Origin of the sequence: Gluconacetobacter liquefaciens (genome assembly GCF_003350405.1) — a bacterium.
GTDB lineage: Bacteria > Pseudomonadota > Alphaproteobacteria > Acetobacterales > Acetobacteraceae > Gluconacetobacter > Gluconacetobacter liquefaciens.
The window spans coordinates 74,926-92,886 of the sequence record NZ_QQAW01000011.1 but is presented as its reverse complement, the minus strand read 5'-3'; the positions used below and the strand labels follow the sequence as shown (position 1 = coordinate 92,886).

Here is a 17,961-nt window from a genome sequence, read left to right as displayed (position 1 = left end):
GCCATGGCAATCCTTTCGGAAAGCACACTTTGCGACCTCCCCGCCACGACACTGCAAGCCCTCATCTGTTCGGGCAGCATCTCGCCAACTGATCTGGTACGCGCCTGCCTCAATCGCGTTGCATCCATCAATCCCGCGGTCAACGCCGTGGTCGTGCTCGACACGGACGGGGCTCTCGACGCAGCCCATCACGCCGAACAGGCACTGCGCGACGGCCGACCGGTGGGCGCGCTACATGGCATCCCGGTTCTCGTCAAGGACACCGACGATGTCGCCGGCATGAGAACGACCTATGGCAGCCGGTTGTTCGCGCATCATATTCCCCTGCAAGATCTCGGCGCCGTTAACCGCCTGCGTAAAGCCGGTGCGATCATATTGGGGAAAACGAACACCCCCGAATGGGCCGCCGGTGGAAACACGCGCAATCCCGTCTATGGGGCGACAGGCAATCCTTTCAATCCGCTCTATTCCGCCGCGGGCTCGTCCGGTGGCTCGGCGGTGGCGCTTGCATGCGGAATGGCCCCACTAGCGACAGGGTCCGATACAGGCGGCTCGCTCCGCAACCCCGCCGCCTTCAATGGCATCGTCGGTTTCCGTCCATCTTCTGGCCTGGTCGCCAACGAACGGCGCGTGCATGGATGGTCGAATTTCTCGACGAACGGCCCGATGGCCCGCACCGTTGCCGATACCGCGCTGATGCTCTCGGTCATGGCAAGCGACGATCCCTGCGACCCGCTTGCCTACAGCATCCCCGATGAGCCGATCCGTGCCGTTCCCGGGCGCTACATTCCGCTCCCTACGGTGGATACCGGCCGCCTGCGCATGGCCTATACGGAAGATTTCGGATTCGCCCCGACCGAGCGCCATGTACGGCGCGTTTTCACCACCCGGGTCGACGCCCTGGCCTCCCTGTTCGCAAGCGCCGAGCAGGCTCACCCCGACTGCACAGGCGCGGATTTCGCCTTCGCGGTCATCCGGTCTTCCCTGTTTCTCGCCACGCATGGCGCGCGCTACAGGAACAATCCGGAAAGCCTGGGCACAAATATCCGCGAAAACATCCAGGAAGGCCACGCCTACACTCTCGAGGACTACGCGAATGCCGCAACCATACAGACGCGGATCAGTCGTTCCTTCGTCGCGTTCTTCAAGACGCGCGACCTGCTGATTTCCCCCGCCGTAACGATCAGCCCGCACCCATGGCGTGAAGCATATCCCGCGCAGATCGACGGTACTCCCACCCGCTCATATTATCATTGGCTCGCCATGGCCTACGCGGCAACTCTGGCCGGATGCCCCGCGATCTCAATTCCCATGGGTGTTGACGAGGCCGGCTTTCCCTTCGGCCTGCAGATCGTCGGGCCGCGCGGCGGAGACGCGCGCCTGCTCGCTATTGCGGCGGCCATCGAAACCACTTTCGCCGGCACCCCAGCCCTCTGCCGGCCCATCCCCGATCTCGACGCGCTGAGCACAATGCCCGCCCTGTCGGATTCCCCCGGCTTCCGGGACGACGTCTAAAGCAAATCCTTTTTTGAACACGCGCGTTCGAACAGGTACAGATGCTCGTAACAGCAAATAAAGACGCTATGCCGCGAATGCATGCAGCAAACGGTCGGAGGGTGCGCTCTGGGGCAGCGCCCCGTCCCCACTAAGCGGCCTTGAACCCTCCAGATCCTGCGGTCAATATATCCTCCCTGCGATGTCGCGGGGCGTCTCACCGTCTTCCCAGGCGCCGAATCCCGAGGTCCCTTCCGTGCTCACACGCCGAAATATCTTCCCCCTAACGGCAGCCACCGCGATCCTGGCCGCCGCGCCACGCGTCCGGGCGGCATCATCGCTGGCGCCCCAGCCGCTGGTCTTCGCCCATCGCGGCGCCTCCGCCCTGCGACCGGAACACACGCTGGCGTCCTACGCCAAGGCCATCGCCGACGGCGCGGACTATATCGAGCCCGACCTGGTACCCACCCGCGACGGCGTGCTGGTCGCCCGGCACGAGAGCAACATCGCCGGCACCACCGACGTCGCCACGCGCCCCGAATTCGCCGCCCGCCGCCGCACGATGATGATCGACGGTACGAACGAAACCGGCTGGTTCACCACCGATTTCACCCTGGCGGAACTCAAGACCCTGCGCGCCCGCGAGCGCCTGCCCGGCACCCGTCCGCAAAACACCCGCTACGACGGCCATTTCGACATCCCGACCTTCGAGGAAGTGATCGACTTCGTCGCCGCCGAATCCGCCGCACGCGGCCGGGTCATCGGCCTGATCCCCGAGATCAAGAACTCGACCCATTTCCACGCGCTCAACCACACGCCGGAGGAAACCTTCCTGCGCGTGATCGCGGCGCACGACTACACAAGCTACGCCCCGCTCGAAGTACAGTCGTTCGAAACCGCCAACCTGAAGATGCTGCGCGGGCGCGTACAGGCCATCAACCCGCAGGCCCGCCTGATGTTCCTGATGGGCAACCGGAGCGAGCGCGTGCCCGACATCGCGGCCACCGGCGGCCACACCACTTTCGGCGACCTCATGACACCGGAAGGCCTTCGCCAGATCCGCACCTACGCCGACGCCATCGGCCCGTCGAACGTCGACCTGATCCCGCGCGACGCCTCAGGCGCCTGGCAGGCCCCGACCACCCTGGTCGACGACGCCCATAGCGCCGGCCTGCTGGTCCATTCCTATACCTGTCGCCCGGAAAACCGCTTCCTGCCCCGCCAGCTCCGCAACGGTGCCGGAGACGACGCCCGCAATCCCGAAGGCTCGATCGCCGAAATCCGGCGCTATCTCGATATGGGGCTGGACGGCTTCTTCACCGACGACCCCGCGCTGGGCCGCCGCGCACTGGATGGCTGAGAGCCTGACCGCAAATGCGCGCTGGCGGCGTGTCCTCCGCGCGTTTCCTGCGCTTCGGTGCTCATGGCCATCAAGGCCACTCCGCTCCGATGCGCAGACATCACGGCGGACATGTGGCTCGCGCCACGCGTCCGCCCCCTATCGGTGCTTCTGAAAGAAGCCCCCGATCCATTCTCACGTCCGGCCCGACATCTTCCTGCCGGACTTGTCCGGCGAAGGCGCCCCCGGCCGCGCCATGGCATCCGGCTCATCTACCCGGCCCGCCCGGCTGCGCAGGCGCCCACCCGCCTGGCGCATCGCCCTGCGATGGGCCGCATGAATCTGTGCCGGTGTCAGTTCGACCCCATCGGACCATTTGGCCGAAGCGGACACTGCCTTTTCCTCGACGGATGAAACCGACATCACGATCCTCCTGCTCAAGGTGCCCCGCCGAAAGGCCGGAGCGGCTTGGCTTTCAATTATAGGAAGAGAGGTGCGGCATTTTAAGGGCGCGTTCCCACGAAAGACCGTATGGCTGCCCTGCACGGCAGATCATTTTCATACCGAAAACGAATCATTTATCATACCACCCTGATAATGCCATCGTCACAGACGTGGCGACCCGTGAACAGGGCAATGGCGCAAGCCCGACCATCGCCGCGCAACGCAGCCCGCCCAACCCCGTTATCACTGTCCACGCCACATGCCCCCCAAACCATAGACCCAGAGCCCGCATGCCCCTATCCCCGCCGTCATTCGTCCCGCCCGCCACGCCGCTCCCCGCCCCCACACTCCCCACCCAGCCGCGCACGCGGCTGCAAAGCCTGGCCCAGGGCGTGCTCGCGCTGGTGGTCGTCGCATTGGCTCTGTTCGTCCTCGGACGTTTCCGCTCCGCGCTGTTCTGGGGCGGCGTGCTCGCGATCGTCTGCTGGCCGCTGCTGACAGGATTGCGACGGAAATGGTCCTCCCCTCATGCCGCCACGCTGGCACCGGCCGCCATCGTCCTCGGCATCGCGCTGGTCTTCATCATCCCGACCGCCGTGCTGATCTCCGCCGCCGCCGGCGAGGCCCGGGAAGGCGCCCAATGGGTCAAACAGGCCACCGAACAGGGTATCCCCGCCCCCGCATGGCTCGACCGCCTGCCGTGGGGCCGGGCGCAGGCCCAGCACTGGTGGCAGGCCAATCTGGCCACGCCAGACAGCGTGCATGACCTGATGGACCGCCTCAGGCCCGAACACGCCCTCGGCACGGTGGAGCATCTGGGCCATGGCGTCGCCAACGGGCTGGTCATCATGGGCTTCGCCCTGCTCATTCTCTTCTTCTTCCTGCGGGCCGGCACGCCGCTGGTCGCCCGCATCGACCTGCTGATCTGGCGCCTGCTGGGCGCACGGGGCGGCATGGCCCAACGCCAGGTCGTGGGCGCCGTGCGCGGCGCGCTCGCGGGCCTGGTACTGGTCGGGCTCGGCGAAGGCCTGCTGATCGGCCTCTCCTATGTGCTCGTGGGCGCGCCCCAGCCCCTGCTGCTGGGCATCTTCACGGCACTGGCGTGCATGATCCCTATGGTCGGCGGCTTCGCGCTCGCCCTGTGCGTCCTGGCCATCCTGATCAAGGGCAGCAGCCTGGCGGCCGCCATCGGCGTCGGCGTGTTCGGCGCGGTGGTACTGTTCCTGGCCGACCATTTCATCCGCCCCGTCCTGATCGGCGGCTCCATCAGACTGCCCTTCATGTGGGTGCTGCTCGGCATTCTGGGCGGACTGGAAAGCTGCGGCCTCTCCGGCCTGTTCATCGGCCCGGCGGTGATGGCACTCGCCCACCAGCTCTGGCGCCTCGGCTCCAGCCGCGGCGCACGCCCAGCCCCACAAGGGGTCGTGACCACCCGCATGGTGAATATTCGCGAAGAGTAAGCCGGCGTCTCTATTCTTCCGAAAAAAGAAGATTCAAGCCCCTACACCCGATGCGGAGAAAACAGGATCACCCCAGCCCCACACAGACACAACGCCGCCCCGATCAGATCCCACCGATCCGGCCTTACCCCTTCGGCCAACCACAGCCACAACAGCGCCGAGAGAATGTAAATCCCGCCATAAGCCGCATAAGCCCGTCCGGCTTCCGAACTCTCAACCCGGGTCAGCAGCCATGCGAACAGCACCAATGAGACACAGCCAGGCAGAAGCCAGACCGGCGATTTGCCCATCCGGAGCCACGCCCAGAACGCGAAGCACCCGGCAATTTCCGCCATGGCCGCGCCGACATAGATGATAATCGATTGCATCCGGCGACCCTAACAGCCAAAGCCGCCGCATGGTAGGGATCACCCGGCGCACACCGCCGGGCCCCCACTGCTATTCCTCCAGCGTGATCGGCTGACGCATCTCCCGCACCTGCTCCGGCGTCACCGCGTCCGTCCAGTGGTTGCCGAGATGACTACGGATATAGGTCACCACATCCGCGATCTGCCTGTCGGTCAGAATGCCCGCGAACCATGGCATGCCGCCATGGCCATTCAGAACCATCATGGTCGGATAGGCAGCAATCGCCAGCTTCTGGTCTCCGGCCAGCGCCGGATATTTCGCCCCGGCACCACGCGCCCCCTTGCCGTCGGCCATATGACAGGCAGCACAGATGTGATGGTAAACCAGATCGCCATTATCCAGCCGGGTCATGGTGCTCGGCACCCCGCCCGCCGTATCGGCCCGGGCCGACGCACCGGCCAGCATCATCCCCGCCACAAGCAGGAAAGAAAAAGAGACGCCCCGCATCAGCCCACTCCCTGCGCCCGCTTGTGTATCTGCTCGACCGCCGCGAGAGACGACAGGATCGCCCCCTCCTGCCAGCAACCGACATAGGATGCGTGCTCCCCGGCCAACACCAGCCGGTTCTCCATCCCCACCAGCGTCTTGTAATGCATCTTGCGCGCCTGCTCCGACCACATGGAACAGCAGCCCAGGGTCCAGGGCATGCGGCTCCACGCCACGGCCACACCATTGCGGAATTCGCTGCGATAATTAGGGTGAAGGGCCAGCCCCTGCCGCAGCCCTTCCTCGATCCGCTGCGCGGGCGTCATGGTCGTGAAATCCATCGCCGCCGGCCCGAACATATAACCGCCCAGCAGAACCGCCGGCCCCTGCGAGAAAATACCATGGCTGGGATAGGCGATCTGCCCGATCGGCTGGTCGGTGAAGCTGATCCCGCCATAGATCTGGTCGTTATCCTCCCAGAAACGCCGCTTGAATTCCATGCCCAGCTTCACCGACGACGCATAAGGCACGGCCGCGATCGCTGCCTTCATCCGGTCGCTGACCTGCACATCGAGCTGCGAAAGAACCGGCAACGGAATCGTGCAGACGCAATAATCGGCCTCTTCCACCCGCGATGCTCCGCCATGGGCCACATCGTCATACAGGATCTTGACCCCATGCTCGTCCTGATGGATGGCAGTGACCATGCAGCCCAGCGTGATCAGATCCTGGACCTGGCGCGCAAACCCCTTGCCGATATTGTCCATTCCACCAACCGGCTGGAACATCGTCGTCTGCATGTCGAGCTGTTCGGGAAAGGCCAGCCACTGCGCCAGACCAGAGCCCATCACTTCCGAACGCGGCGCCGGGGTCGAGAAGGTCGGCGCCCCATCCACACCAGCCCCACGAGCCTTGTCATATCCCCGGTGCTGCGACGACCGCGCTCCCGCGCGCCACACGCCATCATCATCCAGATTGGCCCAGGTCCCGATGGACGAAAGCACATGCGCCCGTTCCTCGGGCGTCACGATATCATCCAGCCGATGCTGGTTGATCGCCTTGGCCAGCAACTCGGCGGTGTAACCCGAGAAATCCGCCGCAAACTCCCGATAACGCAAACGCTTGCCGCCATAAGCCTGCGAGGAATGCAGCCACGCATTGTGGTTGAGCTGAATGAACGGCTCCAGCGCCACACCGAACTTCCGGCAATAATACAACAGTCCCTGATGATGATACGGAATCCGCCACGGTCCCGGATTGATATAATTGCCGGGTGCGAAAGCGACCTTCTGCGTCGCGCCTCCCAGTTCCGTCACGCTGTCGCCACCGCGCAGCGAGATATTGCGTCCCCCCGCCCGGTTCTGGAATTCAAGCAGTCGAACCTTGTAGCCGGCCTGCCGCAATTCATACGCCGCCAGCAACCCCGCCAGCCCGGCCCCCAGCACCACGACCCGGGTACCCGGCTTCGCGCCGGACAATTTCGGCGGCCCTTTGAAGTCGGTACCCATCGCATGACCCATGCTGGTCATCGCCTGATAAAGCCCGGCACTTCCGGCCAGAACCCCGATTTTCGTCAGAAGCTGACGGCGCGTCTGCGCCTGAAAGCCGGACTGTCCGGTCATCAATCACCCTGTCTCTATGCAAAAAGCGCCTTCCTGGGCGCAAAAACAAAAAATGCCGCATTCGCGGCACAATTTCCAAAACAAGAATGGATACCGGGATCGCTCCCGGTATCCATGTCGCCTGCGTCAGAACGTGGCGTTCAGACGGCCATAGTAGTAGGCACCGGTGATCGGCACCTGTAGCGAGAACTGGTCATAGATCTGGGCGCCGTAGGAATTGACATCCTGCGAGACCTTGCGCGGACGCACGTTGAAGACGTTGTTGGCACCAACGGCGAAGTGCAGGTGGTCGGTGAACTGATAGCCGATTTCGATATCCGTCAGCCAACGCGGCGTATTGTTGAACTGCTTGAAGCAGGAGTTCGAATACTGGATCGACTGACCATCCAGCGGGCAGATCGTGTTGGAGTTCGACCAATCCTGATACTGCATCATGTCGGTGGTCTGGCCATAGCGGGTCTGGCGCACGTTCACGTCCAGCCTGCCCACCTTGTAGTAGGCATTCAGGATGATCTTGCTGCGCGGATACGCCGTGGTGATGTAACCGATATTCTGCGCATTCAGGATCGGCTTCCCCTGAGAATCCAGGGCATTATGATGCAGGCGCGTCCGGTTCAGGTCCAGCGCCATGCTCAGGTCCAGGTTGCCATACTGATGCAGATGGAACCGGTAGTCCGCCTTGATGTCCAGGCCCTGCGTGCGGGTGCTGGCACCGTTGGTCAGGTAATAGGCACTGTCCTGCGACGTATCGTCCAGCGCCGGCCCGGCCAGCGTATAGCCCATCGCCTGGATAGCCTGAACAGCCAGGTCACCCGTGACGGTACCACCACCGACGATCCGGTTGCGCAGGTTGATCTGATAGACGTCGGCCTCGATATGGAACCCGTCGACCGGCTCCAGCACGATACCGCCCGACGCACTGACCGACTGCTCAGGCTTCAGCGGCTGGGCACCCAGCGCACGAGCCGCCGCCGAATCCACCGCCAGCATGCCCGAGGCGCTGGAAGGGCCGACATTCATCGCGCTGTAATGCTGCTCGGCCAGCGTCGGCGCACGGAAGCCGGTGCTGATCGTGCCGCGGATCGCAACCCGACGCGAGAAATCGTAGCGGGTCGAAATCTTGCCGTTCTGGGTGTTACCCACGTCGGTGTAGTGTTCGAACCGGCCGGCGAAATCCAGATCCCAGTGCTTGGTCAGATGGAAATCGCCGTCGATATAGGCGGCGAAGATGTTACGGTTCCAGTTACCAGCACTCTGCGGGCCAAGGCCGGCATAGCCCTGCGTACCGCCCAGTTCATAGGAGTTCGGGTTACCCGCCTGGATCTGGTAGGTCTCCATCCGATGCTCGCCACCGAACGCCAGCGTCATGGGAACGACATTGCCGATATTGAAATGGTGACGGAAATCCAAGTTGTTCGTCCACTGCGCCATGCGGTACGTTTCCGCCAGCGTCGAGGTCGGCGACCAGCCGCACCCGTCGGTCGAATAATAGTCGCTACCCGGCGTGGTCGAGCAGGTCGAGGCCAGCATGCCGGTATTCGCGGTGTTCTTGTTGCCGATCTTCGTGCCGTCAGCACCGTAGGTCGAACTCGCGTCCCAGTCCCAGTCACCGAACAGATGGCTACCCTTCAGGCCCATCGTAACGGCGTAGTCGTTTTCCTCGTTCGTCTCGCGAGGAGAGAAACCCGACGGATACATCGAGGGCGCACGGGTCGGAATACGATAATTCTCGTACGCCTCGCCATGGCGATGCGCGTAGGTCAGGTTGCCATAAAACTGCAACCGGTCGCCGATGATGTCCTTGCCCCAATCCATCCCGAAATTCTCACGGGTTTCCTCGGGGCGACCCAGGATATGGTTGGAGTTGGTCGGCACGTTCAGCGGGCCGGTGTAATTCGCACCCGTATAGGCGCCTTCCGGCGCGGCGCTCAGCGGCAGCAGACGATGGTCGGTCGACGGCGCGACGAAGAAGTCGGTGTGATAGACCTGACCGCTGATGTGCAGGAAGCCGTTGTCACCCCACTTGAAGCCGGCGTCGCCATTCACCTGATACTGCCAAGCCTGGCCGCTATAGGCGTTGGCACCAGTCGTGGCGCTCAGATTATAACCGTGATCCTGCTTTTTCGTGATGATATTGACGACGCCGGCAATCGCGTCCGATCCATACTGGGCCGCCGCGCCGTCTTCCAGCACTTCGATGTGGTCGATCATGTTCGAAGGCAGCGTATTCAAGTCCGCGCCGGTCGAACCGAACTGCGGGCCGGAATCTGCAACGATATTCGCGGTCGAATGGCGGCGCTTGCCGTCGACCAGCACCAGCACTTCGTTCGGGCCCAGACCACGCATCTGGATCGACTGCGTCAGCGCCGCGGAGTCCGCGGCCATGGCGACGACGTTGATCGAGGCATAGGTCTTGGTCAGCGCGTCCGAGAGGTTCATCTGGCCCGAACGGGTCAGGGTCGCCGCGGTCACGACCGATACCGGCGCGGTGCTCTGGCGCGCATGGCGGTTCGAATCACGGGTGCCGGTCACGATCACGGCTTCACCCGGATCGGACGGCGGCGCGTGATAGACGGGCTCAACGGCCGGCAGAACCCGCGCAGCCGGAACCGCTACCGCCGGAGCCACCGCCGCTTTCGGCGTGGAGCGGGCAGAAGCATTCACGCCCTTCTTGGCCTTCGCCGCATGGCGAGGGCTGGTCGTCGACGTACCAGACGTCGGGGCAGTTTGCGCCACCGCAGCGGCGACGTCGAACTGAATGGCTAAAATCGTGGCCGCGATAAGGCTTCGCCTCAGGGTCATAGACTTAACGTGCTCCCGCGAACGTCGTTACTTTACCAGCACATCAAGCGACAGAAACCGACCTCAGTTCAATACCGAATCATAACCTTCCATAACGAATTCGGAATATATGACATTTTTATCACAACCCAGACACCTGGCCGTCCGAACCTGGGGCACACAATTGAAATTTAACGGTTAATTTATGATGTTTCGAACACACCTCCAGGAAACACCCTCGTAAATCCGGCCAGAACCTGTTCCGCATCCGGTCCAGCCCCACCCGATCGGCAGCCCTTTCCGACGCGCCGTCTCCTTCCCATTCCGAATCGTTCCATTCAAAAAATAGATAAGACCGTTTCTCTTCACACATTAAATTCCCATGGCGTGGCAGGCCACGCCACGGTGCCGGATTGCTGCCCTCCCGTCGCTCCGCTTTACTGACCGCAAACCGGAGCCCCCTCATGACCACCACCCCCACCACGCCCGTCCCTCCCCATCGCCGGGCACGCCTGGTCCTGCGGATCGCGGTGGCCGTGGTCGGCCTGGGCGCCGTGACGGCGGGCGCGATCTCGGGCTACGGCGTATGGGTGCTGCACGCCAGCCGGCCGATGCTGGACGGCACGCTCGCCCTGCCCGGCCTCGAAGCCCCCGTCACGATCACCCGCGACGGCGAAGGCGTCCCCACGCTGACGGCCCGCACCCGCCCCGACCTGGCCCGCGCCATGGGGTTCCTCCATGGCCAGGAACGATTTTTCCAGATGGACCTGCTGCGCCGCCTGGGCGCCGGCGAACTGGCGGAACTGGTCGGCCCCGCCGCGCTGGATCTGGACCGCACGCACCGCCTGCACCGTTTCCGCGCCCTGGCCCAGGCACTGCTGGCCAGGCAGGACCCGGCCGACCGCGCCCTGCTCGCGGCCTACACGGCAGGCGTCAACGCCGGCCGTGCCGCACAGGGCCACGCATCGTTCGAATACACCCTCCTGCGCGTCGCCCCCACCCCATGGCGCGACGAGGATTCGCTGCTGGTCGTCTATGCGATGTATTTCGACCTTCAGGAGTCCGACGGTGCCGGTCAACGCCTGCGCGCCGCCTTGCGCAACAGGTGGGGGGCCGACATGACGGCCTTCCTCGATCCCGAACTGACACCGCTGGACGCGCCGATCGACGGCTCCACAGCGCCCCCACCGGCCATGCCCGCCACCCTGCCCGCCCGTCCGCCCGCCGGCATCGCCCCCACCCCTCCGGCCACGCTCCCGGCACCGGAACGCGGATCGAACAATTTCGCGGTCGCCGGCCGCCTGACGGCCACCGGCAGCGCCATGGTGGCCAACGACATGCATCTGGGCCTGATGGTGCCGAACATCTGGTACCGCGCCCGCCAGATCCTGCGCCCCGACGACACCCAGCCCCCGACGCTGGACCTGACCGGCATCACCCTGCCGGGCGAGCCCTACCAGATCGTCGGCACCAACACCCACGTCGCCTGGGCCTTTACCGACGGCTATATCGAAGCCGGCGACCTGATCGCGCTGGACATCCCACCCGGCGATCCCACCCACTACCGCACGCCCGACGGACTGAAACCGTTCGGCACCGCGCGGGAAACCCTCTGCGCGGCGCACGAAACCTGCCATCCGATGGCAATCCGCACCACGATCTGGGGCCCGGTCAACGGGCAGGATGCCGAAGGCCGTCCATTTGTATGGCACTGGAGCGCCGAAGACACCGGCGCCGTCGATTATCGCGGCATCCGCGCGCTGGAATCCGCGGGCAGCGTGCGCGCGGCGCTGGATGCCGCCCACCGCACCGGCCTGCCGCAGGAAAACATGCTGGCCGGCGACCGCGACGGCCATATCGGCTGGACCATCATCGGCCAGGTCCCGCGCCGCATCGGGCTGGACGACCGGCTGCCCCATTCCTGGGCCGACGGCAGCCATCGCTGGGACGGCATGCTGCCCCCGTCCGAGATCCCCGAAATCCTGGACCCGCCCGACGGCCGTCTCTGGAGCGCCAACGGCCGCGTCGTCGGCGGCGCGACACTGGCCGTCCTGGGCGACGGCGGCTACGCCGACGGCCTGCGCGCCGGCCGCATCCGCGACGACCTGCACGCGCGCGACCATTTCGCCGAATCCGACCTGCTGGCCATCCAGACCGACGACCACGCCACCGTCCTGCGCCCCTGGCAGGCGCTCCTCACCGCCGCCATCGCCGCCCGTCCCGGCCGGGCCGACCTGGCCGCGATGGCCCCCTACGTCGCCTCATGGGGCGAACATGCCCGGCCGGATTCGATCGGCTACCGGCTGGTGCGGCAATATCGCGCCCACGCGCTGTCGCTCGTCTTCGGCGCCTACGCCCACGCCCTGCCCGGCCTGCCCGAAGCCACCCCCCGCATGCCGCCCCGCGCCGCCTGGGCGGTCCAACGCCTGCTCACCGACCGCCCCGCCGCCCTCCTCCCGCCGGGCCAGCCCAGCTGGACCGCAATGGACGACACCATCCTCAACGCGTTGGCAGCCGAGGTCCGCGCCGCCGGCGGCGTATCGTCGTTCCGCTGGGGCACGGCCAACCATGTCGGCATCCACCACCCGCTGGCCCGCGCAGTCCCGCTACTGGGTCATATGACCGACCCGCCCGACCTCCCCGAAGCCGGCGACACCCTCGTCCCGCGCGTCGCGGTACCGGGCTTCGGCGCCTCGGAACGGCTGGTGGTCAGCCCAGGGCATGAAGACACGGCCCTGTTCGAAATGCCGATGGGCCAGGCCGCCAACCCCCAGACCCCCTATTACGGCGCGGGCCAGCATGCCTGGGTCACCGGCGCGGCGCGCCCGCTGCTGCCCGGCACCACCCAATGGACCCTCACGCTCACACCATAAAAACCTGGCCGCAGACCCGGCCTGGCACCGATCCCACACGCCTTTCCTGCCCGTCGGTGCTCAAACCCGCAGGACGGGCACGGTCCCTGCCTGCCGGCCCCGTTCTCCAACCCGCCTTTTCGGTCAGACTCCAGAACATGGCTCGCGCACCCGTGCCCGGATGTCAGGTCCGCCCTCCCGGCATTGGCCCTGCTCCCAGTTGCTGCCAAGGTAACGGCCGGACATGAAGGGGGCACATCGCGATGAATTTCAAAGCACTCTTCTCCGGCATGGCCCTGGCCTTCAGCGCCTATGCCCTATTCTCGATCAGCGATGCGTTTTCCAAATTGCTGGCCGGCTCGCTCAACCCGTTCGAGGTCGCGTTCTCCAGCGGCGTCTTCGGCCTGCTGCTGCTGCCCTTCGTCCGCAAGCCGCATGAATCCTACCTGGATGTCTTCCGGCCCCGGCTGCGCGGCACATGGGTGCTGCGGGCGGTGTGCGTCTTCGTGGCCACCGCCGCCAGCGTCAAGGCGTTCATGCTGCTGTCGATGCCCGAAGCCCTTGCGCTGATGTTCCTCATGCCGCTCTTCGTCACCATCCTGTCGGTGACGCTGCTGAAGGAAAAAGTGACCGCCTGGGCCTGGCTGGCCGTCATCCTCGGCTTCATCGGCGTACTGATCGTGCTGCGCCCCGGCGTGCGCCCCCTCAATCTGGGGCATCTCTGCGCATTGCTTGCCGCCTTCGCCAATGCCGGCAGCGTCATCGCCTATCGCCTGTCCAGCGCCGAGACGGTCCGCCTGTCGCTCCTGGGCTCCAGCCTCGTCGGCCCGCTGGTCGGCGACGGCCTGCTGATGGGGCTGAACGCCACATGGCCCGCCACGGCCGAGGCCTGGATCTACCTGTTCGGTTACGGCTTCCTGGCCGCGCTCGGCCAGCTCCTGATGATGCTGGCCACCGCCCGCGCCCCGGCCAACCGCGTGGCCCTGCCGCAATACAGCCAGATGGTCTGGGCGGTGGCATTCAGCTACCTGCTCTTCCACCAGTCGCTGGATGGCTGGACCTTCGTGGGCATCATCGTCCTGACCGCCTCCGGCCTGCTGAACTGGATACGCCAGCGCATCCGCTACGAAAGCCTGGTCATCGAGCAGCATCTGGCACGCTGGGAACACCGCAGGCCCGCAGGCAACCAGCCGCAAACGCCCCGATAGCCCCGACGCAGGTCAAAGACAGATCAGCCGGAACCGATTATCCAGAAAGCCCCTCTGTCCCGCATCGCGCGACACGTGCCACCCTGGAGAGCCCAGACCATGAAGATCGTCCTGTTTTCGGCCAACGAGGCCGAGACCGCCCAAGCCATCACGGCGCTCGATCCCGCCTTCACGGTCACAAGCGTGGCAGGGCCCATCACGGCGGAAATCGTGGACAGCTACACCGACGCCGACGTCATCAGCGGCTTCGCCGGCTGCGATTTCAGCGCCGCCATCCTCTCCCGCCTGCCGAAACTGCGCTTCATCGCCATCCGCGCGACCGGCTTCGATTCCGTCGATCTCGACTATTGCCGCGCTCACGGCATCCAGGTCTCCAACGTGCCCGTCTATGGCGACAGCACGGTGGCGGAACACGCCTTCGGCCTGCTGCTCGCCCTGTCGCGCTCAACGGTCCCCTGCGCCGAAGCCACCCGGCGCGGCGATTTCGCCTATACCCCGGCCCGGGGCTTCGAACTGCGCGGCAAGATCTTCGGCGCCATCGGCACCGGCCATATCGGCCGCCGGGCGATCGAAATGGCCCACGGCTTCGGCATGTCCGTCATCGCCTATGACGAATATCCCTCGCCCCTGCTGCGCGACGCCCCGAACGTCCGCTACGCCCCCCTCGATGAGTTACTGGCCCAGGCCGACATCATCAGCCTGCACGTCCCTGCCACCCCCGAAACCGACGGCATGATCGGCGAAAGCCAGTTCGCCCGCATGAAGCGCGGCGCGGTGCTGATCAACACGGCCCGCGGCCAGGTCGTGGACAACGCCGCCCTCCTCCGCGCGCTGGAAAGCGGCTATCTGGCGGCAGCGGGCCTCGACGTGCTGCCCGATGAATCCCTGCTCCGCCACCCCGCCGCGCTATTCGCGCCGGACACACCCGCCGCTCCGGCCACGATGCGCGACGTGCTGGCCGCCCGCGTGCTGGCCAGCCTGCCGAACGTGATCGTCACCCCCCACAACGCCTACAACACCGCCGAAGCCTTCCGCCGGATCACCGAGACCACAGCCGCCAACATCAAGGCGTTCGCACAAGGCAACCCCATCAATCTCGTAACCTGACCACGCGTCCCCCTGTTCCGCATTCGCGGCGAAGCGAACGGCCGGCACGCCCGCTCCGCCTCTTGCACTCGATGCGGAATCATCATGAAATACCAACGGCCCGCTTTCACCCCGCACGCTTCCAGAGCGCAGAAACCGTTTCAAAGCGCCGGTCATGCGCGGGAGCACAGCCGGAAGGATATCTCATGAACCTCGCACAGGATATTTCCGTCATCGGCGCCATCGCCGCCTTCTGGCTGGTCGCCATGATCGTCCCCGGCCTCGACTTCCTGCTGGTCACCCGCCTGGCCATGATGAAGGGCCGCATGGCCGCACTCCGCGCCACCCTGGGCATCGCGACCGGCATCGCCGCATGGGGTCTTGCGGGCTTTTTCGGCATCCGCACCCTCTTCATCGCCTCGCCCTGGCTCTACACCCTGCTGAAAGTCGGCGGCGGCCTCTATCTGTTCATCCAGGGAGCCCGCCTGTTCGCCGGAAGCTGGAAGAAAGCCCCCGCCGACGATCAGCCCGCCAATCCCGCCCTGGCGACGACCCGTGCCTTCCGCATGGGGCTACTGACCAACCTGGCCAACCCCAAGGCCCCCATCTTCGTGTCCAGCCTCTTCGCCGCCGTCCTGCCGCAACATGCGTCCATCGGGCTCGGCCTTGCCTGCGTCGGCACGATGTTCCTCATCGCCGTGGCCTGGTTCGCGCTGGTCGCCACGGTGCTGAGCCTGCGCCACGTCTCCCGCGCCTTCCTGCGCCTGCGCCACTGGATCGACCGCGCGTCGGGCCTTGCCTTCATGGCGCTGGGCATCCGCTTCGCGACAGAAAAGACAGTATAAAGGTCTCGTTTTTCGTCAGGAAAAGAAGAAAAAAACTCCCGAACGAATCAGGTTTTCCCAAACATTCATGCCCGGAAACATGGGCTGGCGAGCAGGAGAGCCACGCAGCGGTGCGTCCGTCATGCGTTTCCGGGCACCGAAGCCGAAGGGCCACACAGGCCGCGAGCATCGAAGCACAGGAAACGCGCGCCGGATCGCCTCCAGCGTGCGTTTCCGGGCAGGAATCAGATGAACATGCCACCTGAAATCTCGATCCTCTGCGCATTGATCCAGCGATTATCCTCCATCAGCAACGACGCCACCGCCGGGCCGATATCCTCCGGCAGACCGGGACGACCGAGCGCCGTCACGCTGGAGACGAGCGCATTGAGCTGCTGGTTGTCGCGCACCGCACCACCGCCGAAATCGGTCTCGATCGCGCCGGGCGCCACGGTATTGACCGCGATACCACGCGGCCCGAGTTCCTTGGCCAGATAGCGCGTCAGCACCTCCACCCCACCCTTCATCGCGGCATAGGCCGCATAACCCGGCAGGCTGAACCGGGCGAGGCCGCTGGAAAGATTCACGATCCGCCCGCCATCGGCGATCAGCGGCAGCATCTTCTGGGTCAGGAAGAACACGCCCTTGAGATGAATGTTCATCAACCGGTCGAAATCGGCTTCGGTCGTCTCGGCAAAGGGCGCATGGATGCCGATGCCCGCATTATTGACCAGAAAATCGAACTGTCCGCGCCCCCATGTGCCCTCCAGCACCTGCGTCACTTCCCCCGCGAACGCGGCAAAACCGCCGACATCCGCCGTGTCGAGGCGGAACATCGCCACCTTCCGCCCCAGTGCCGCGATGGACGCCGCCGTGGCATCGGCCTCCTCCCGGTTGCTGTGATAGGTGCCGATCACATCCACGCCCTTGCGGGCGAGCGCGATCGCCATGCTGCGCCCCAACCCGCGGCTGGCGCCGGTAACCAGGGCGATTTTCGTGCCATGCGATGTCATGTGCCGATCCTTTCCAGAACACACCCCCTGAATGGCACTTTCTCCCCCACAAATAATCGGCCAGAATTCGCGTTCACTATCCGGAATAAGCGAATAATGGATCGCATCGACACCATGCGGGTCTTCACAAGGGTGGTGGAGCGCAGCAGCTTCATCCGCGCGGCGGAAGATCTCGGCCTTCCCCCGTCGACCGTCACCGATGCGATCAAGGCGCTGGAGGCGCGGCTGAAGGTCCGGCTGCTGCACCGCACGACCCGCCAAGTCCGCGCCACGCTGGATGGCGAGGCTTATTACCGCCGCTGCCTGGCCATCCTCGACGATATCGAAGACGCCGAAAGCGCCTTCAGCGCCCCCCACCCGCGCGGCAGTCTGCGCGTCGATGTCCTGGGCGCGCAGGCCCGCCGCATCATCGTGCCCGGCCTCCCGCACTTCTTCGCCGACTATCCCGATATCACGCTCCATCTCAGCGAGACCGACCGTTTCATCGACCTGATCAGCGAGGGCGTCGATTGCGCATTGCGCGTCGGCGCACCGAAGGACAGCACCCTGATCGCCCGCCGCATCGCCCTGCTGCCCGAAGTGACGGTCGCCTCCCCCACCTACCTGCACCGGTTCGGCACACCTCAACGCTGGGACCGGCTGGACGGCCACCGCATGGTCGGCTTCCATTCCTCCGCCACCGGCGGCGTGCTGCCGCTGGAATTCATGGTGGCGGGCACGCTGCGAACGGTGATGCTGCCCTCGACCCTGACGGTCAACGGCGCCGATACATACAAGGAGGCCGCATCGCAGGGCCTCGGCCTGATTCAGGTGCCGCGCTACGCCGTGCAACAGGAGCTTGCCGCGGGCACCCTGGTCGACTGCCTGCCGGACACCCCGCCCTCCGCGTCACCCGTCCATGTGCTCTATCCCCGCAACCGCCAGCTCACCCTGCGGGTCCGCGTCTTCATCGACTGGGTGGCCCGCCAGTACGCCAGACATGTCTGAACGACCGGCAAAGAGCA

At 65.2% G+C, this 17,961-nt stretch carries 14 protein-coding genes; 8 read left to right on the top strand and 6 right to left on the bottom strand.

Annotation, left to right across the window (positions count from 1 at the left end; translation table 11 throughout):
• The first annotated feature begins 3 nt into the window (after positions 1–3).
• Both C7453_RS15950 and C7453_RS15945 read left to right on the top strand, forming a co-directional pair.
• On the top strand, positions 4–1,515 hold the full coding sequence (locus C7453_RS15950) for an amidase (protein WP_114728759.1): 1,512 nt from the start codon (positions 4–6) through the stop codon (positions 1,513–1,515).
• A gap of 235 nt (positions 1,516–1,750) precedes the next feature.
• Positions 1,751–2,854 (top strand): glycerophosphodiester phosphodiesterase, encoded by a 1,104-nt coding sequence (locus C7453_RS15945; protein ID WP_371858513.1) that lies wholly within the window; start codon positions 1,751–1,753, stop codon positions 2,852–2,854.
• Positions 2,855–3,028: 174 nt separating this feature from the next.
• Here the strand turns inward: C7453_RS15945 and C7453_RS15940 are convergent, their stop codons facing one another.
• Positions 3,029–3,256: a hypothetical protein gene (locus C7453_RS15940; protein WP_114728756.1), complete on the bottom strand. Its 228-nt coding sequence runs from the start codon at positions 3,254–3,256 to the stop codon at positions 3,029–3,031.
• Positions 3,257–3,567: 311 nt separating this feature from the next.
• Between C7453_RS15940 and C7453_RS15935 the strand changes: the two genes are divergently transcribed.
• Positions 3,568–4,737 (top strand): AI-2E family transporter, encoded by a 1,170-nt coding sequence (locus C7453_RS15935; RefSeq protein WP_114728755.1) that lies wholly within the window; start codon positions 3,568–3,570, stop codon positions 4,735–4,737.
• 41 nt (positions 4,738–4,778) lie between these two features.
• Here C7453_RS15935 and C7453_RS15930 read toward each other — a convergent pair whose 3' ends face one another.
• From C7453_RS15930 to C7453_RS15915, 4 genes are all read right to left on the bottom strand, one after another.
• Entirely contained in the window at positions 4,779–5,105 is a 327-nt protein-coding gene (locus C7453_RS15930) for a YnfA family protein (RefSeq protein ID WP_114728754.1), read from the bottom strand.
• Between the two features lie 70 nt (positions 5,106–5,175).
• Complete coding sequence (locus C7453_RS15925) at positions 5,176–5,592, bottom strand: c-type cytochrome (RefSeq protein WP_114728753.1); 417 nt, start codon at positions 5,590–5,592, stop codon at positions 5,176–5,178.
• Positions 5,592–7,193, bottom strand: coding sequence for a flavin monoamine oxidase family protein (locus C7453_RS15920; RefSeq protein WP_245949096.1), 1,602 nt, complete (start codon positions 7,191–7,193; stop codon positions 5,592–5,594). The genes C7453_RS15925 and C7453_RS15920 overlap by 1 nt, the downstream gene beginning before the upstream one ends.
• Before the next feature lie 126 nt (positions 7,194–7,319).
• Positions 7,320–9,995 carry a TonB-dependent receptor plug domain-containing protein gene (locus C7453_RS15915; protein WP_114728752.1) on the bottom strand — a complete coding sequence of 892 codons (2,676 nt, stop codon included), beginning with the start codon at positions 9,993–9,995 and terminating at the stop codon, positions 7,320–7,322.
• A gap of 443 nt (positions 9,996–10,438) precedes the next feature.
• Between C7453_RS15915 and C7453_RS15910 the strand changes: the two genes are divergently transcribed.
• The 4 genes from C7453_RS15910 (at position 10,439) to C7453_RS15895 (ending at position 15,965) form a co-directional block, all read left to right on the top strand.
• Positions 10,439–12,847 carry a penicillin acylase family protein gene (locus tag C7453_RS15910; protein WP_114728751.1) on the top strand — a complete coding sequence of 803 codons (2,409 nt, stop codon included), beginning with the start codon at positions 10,439–10,441 and terminating at the stop codon, positions 12,845–12,847.
• Between the two features lie 242 nt (positions 12,848–13,089).
• Complete coding sequence (locus C7453_RS15905) at positions 13,090–14,034, top strand: DMT family transporter (protein WP_245949095.1); 945 nt, start codon at positions 13,090–13,092, stop codon at positions 14,032–14,034.
• A 99-nt stretch (positions 14,035–14,133) separates the two neighbouring features.
• On the top strand, positions 14,134–15,141 hold the full coding sequence (locus C7453_RS15900; RefSeq protein WP_114728750.1) for an NAD(P)-dependent oxidoreductase: 1,008 nt from the start codon (positions 14,134–14,136) through the stop codon (positions 15,139–15,141).
• A 185-nt stretch (positions 15,142–15,326) separates the two neighbouring features.
• Positions 15,327–15,965 carry a LysE family transporter gene (locus C7453_RS15895; RefSeq protein WP_176587476.1) on the top strand — a complete coding sequence of 213 codons (639 nt, stop codon included), beginning with the start codon at positions 15,327–15,329 and terminating at the stop codon, positions 15,963–15,965.
• 224 nt (positions 15,966–16,189) lie between these two features.
• Here C7453_RS15895 and C7453_RS15890 read toward each other — a convergent pair whose 3' ends face one another.
• On the bottom strand, positions 16,190–16,957 hold the full coding sequence (locus tag C7453_RS15890; RefSeq protein ID WP_114728749.1) for an SDR family NAD(P)-dependent oxidoreductase: 768 nt from the start codon (positions 16,955–16,957) through the stop codon (positions 16,190–16,192).
• Positions 16,958–17,053: 96 nt separating this feature from the next.
• Here C7453_RS15890 and C7453_RS15885 point away from each other — a divergent pair, with 96 nt between their 5' ends.
• Positions 17,054–17,944 (top strand): LysR family transcriptional regulator, encoded by an 891-nt coding sequence (locus C7453_RS15885; protein WP_114728748.1) that lies wholly within the window; start codon positions 17,054–17,056, stop codon positions 17,942–17,944.
• The last annotated feature ends 17 nt before the right edge of the window (positions 17,945–17,961 follow it).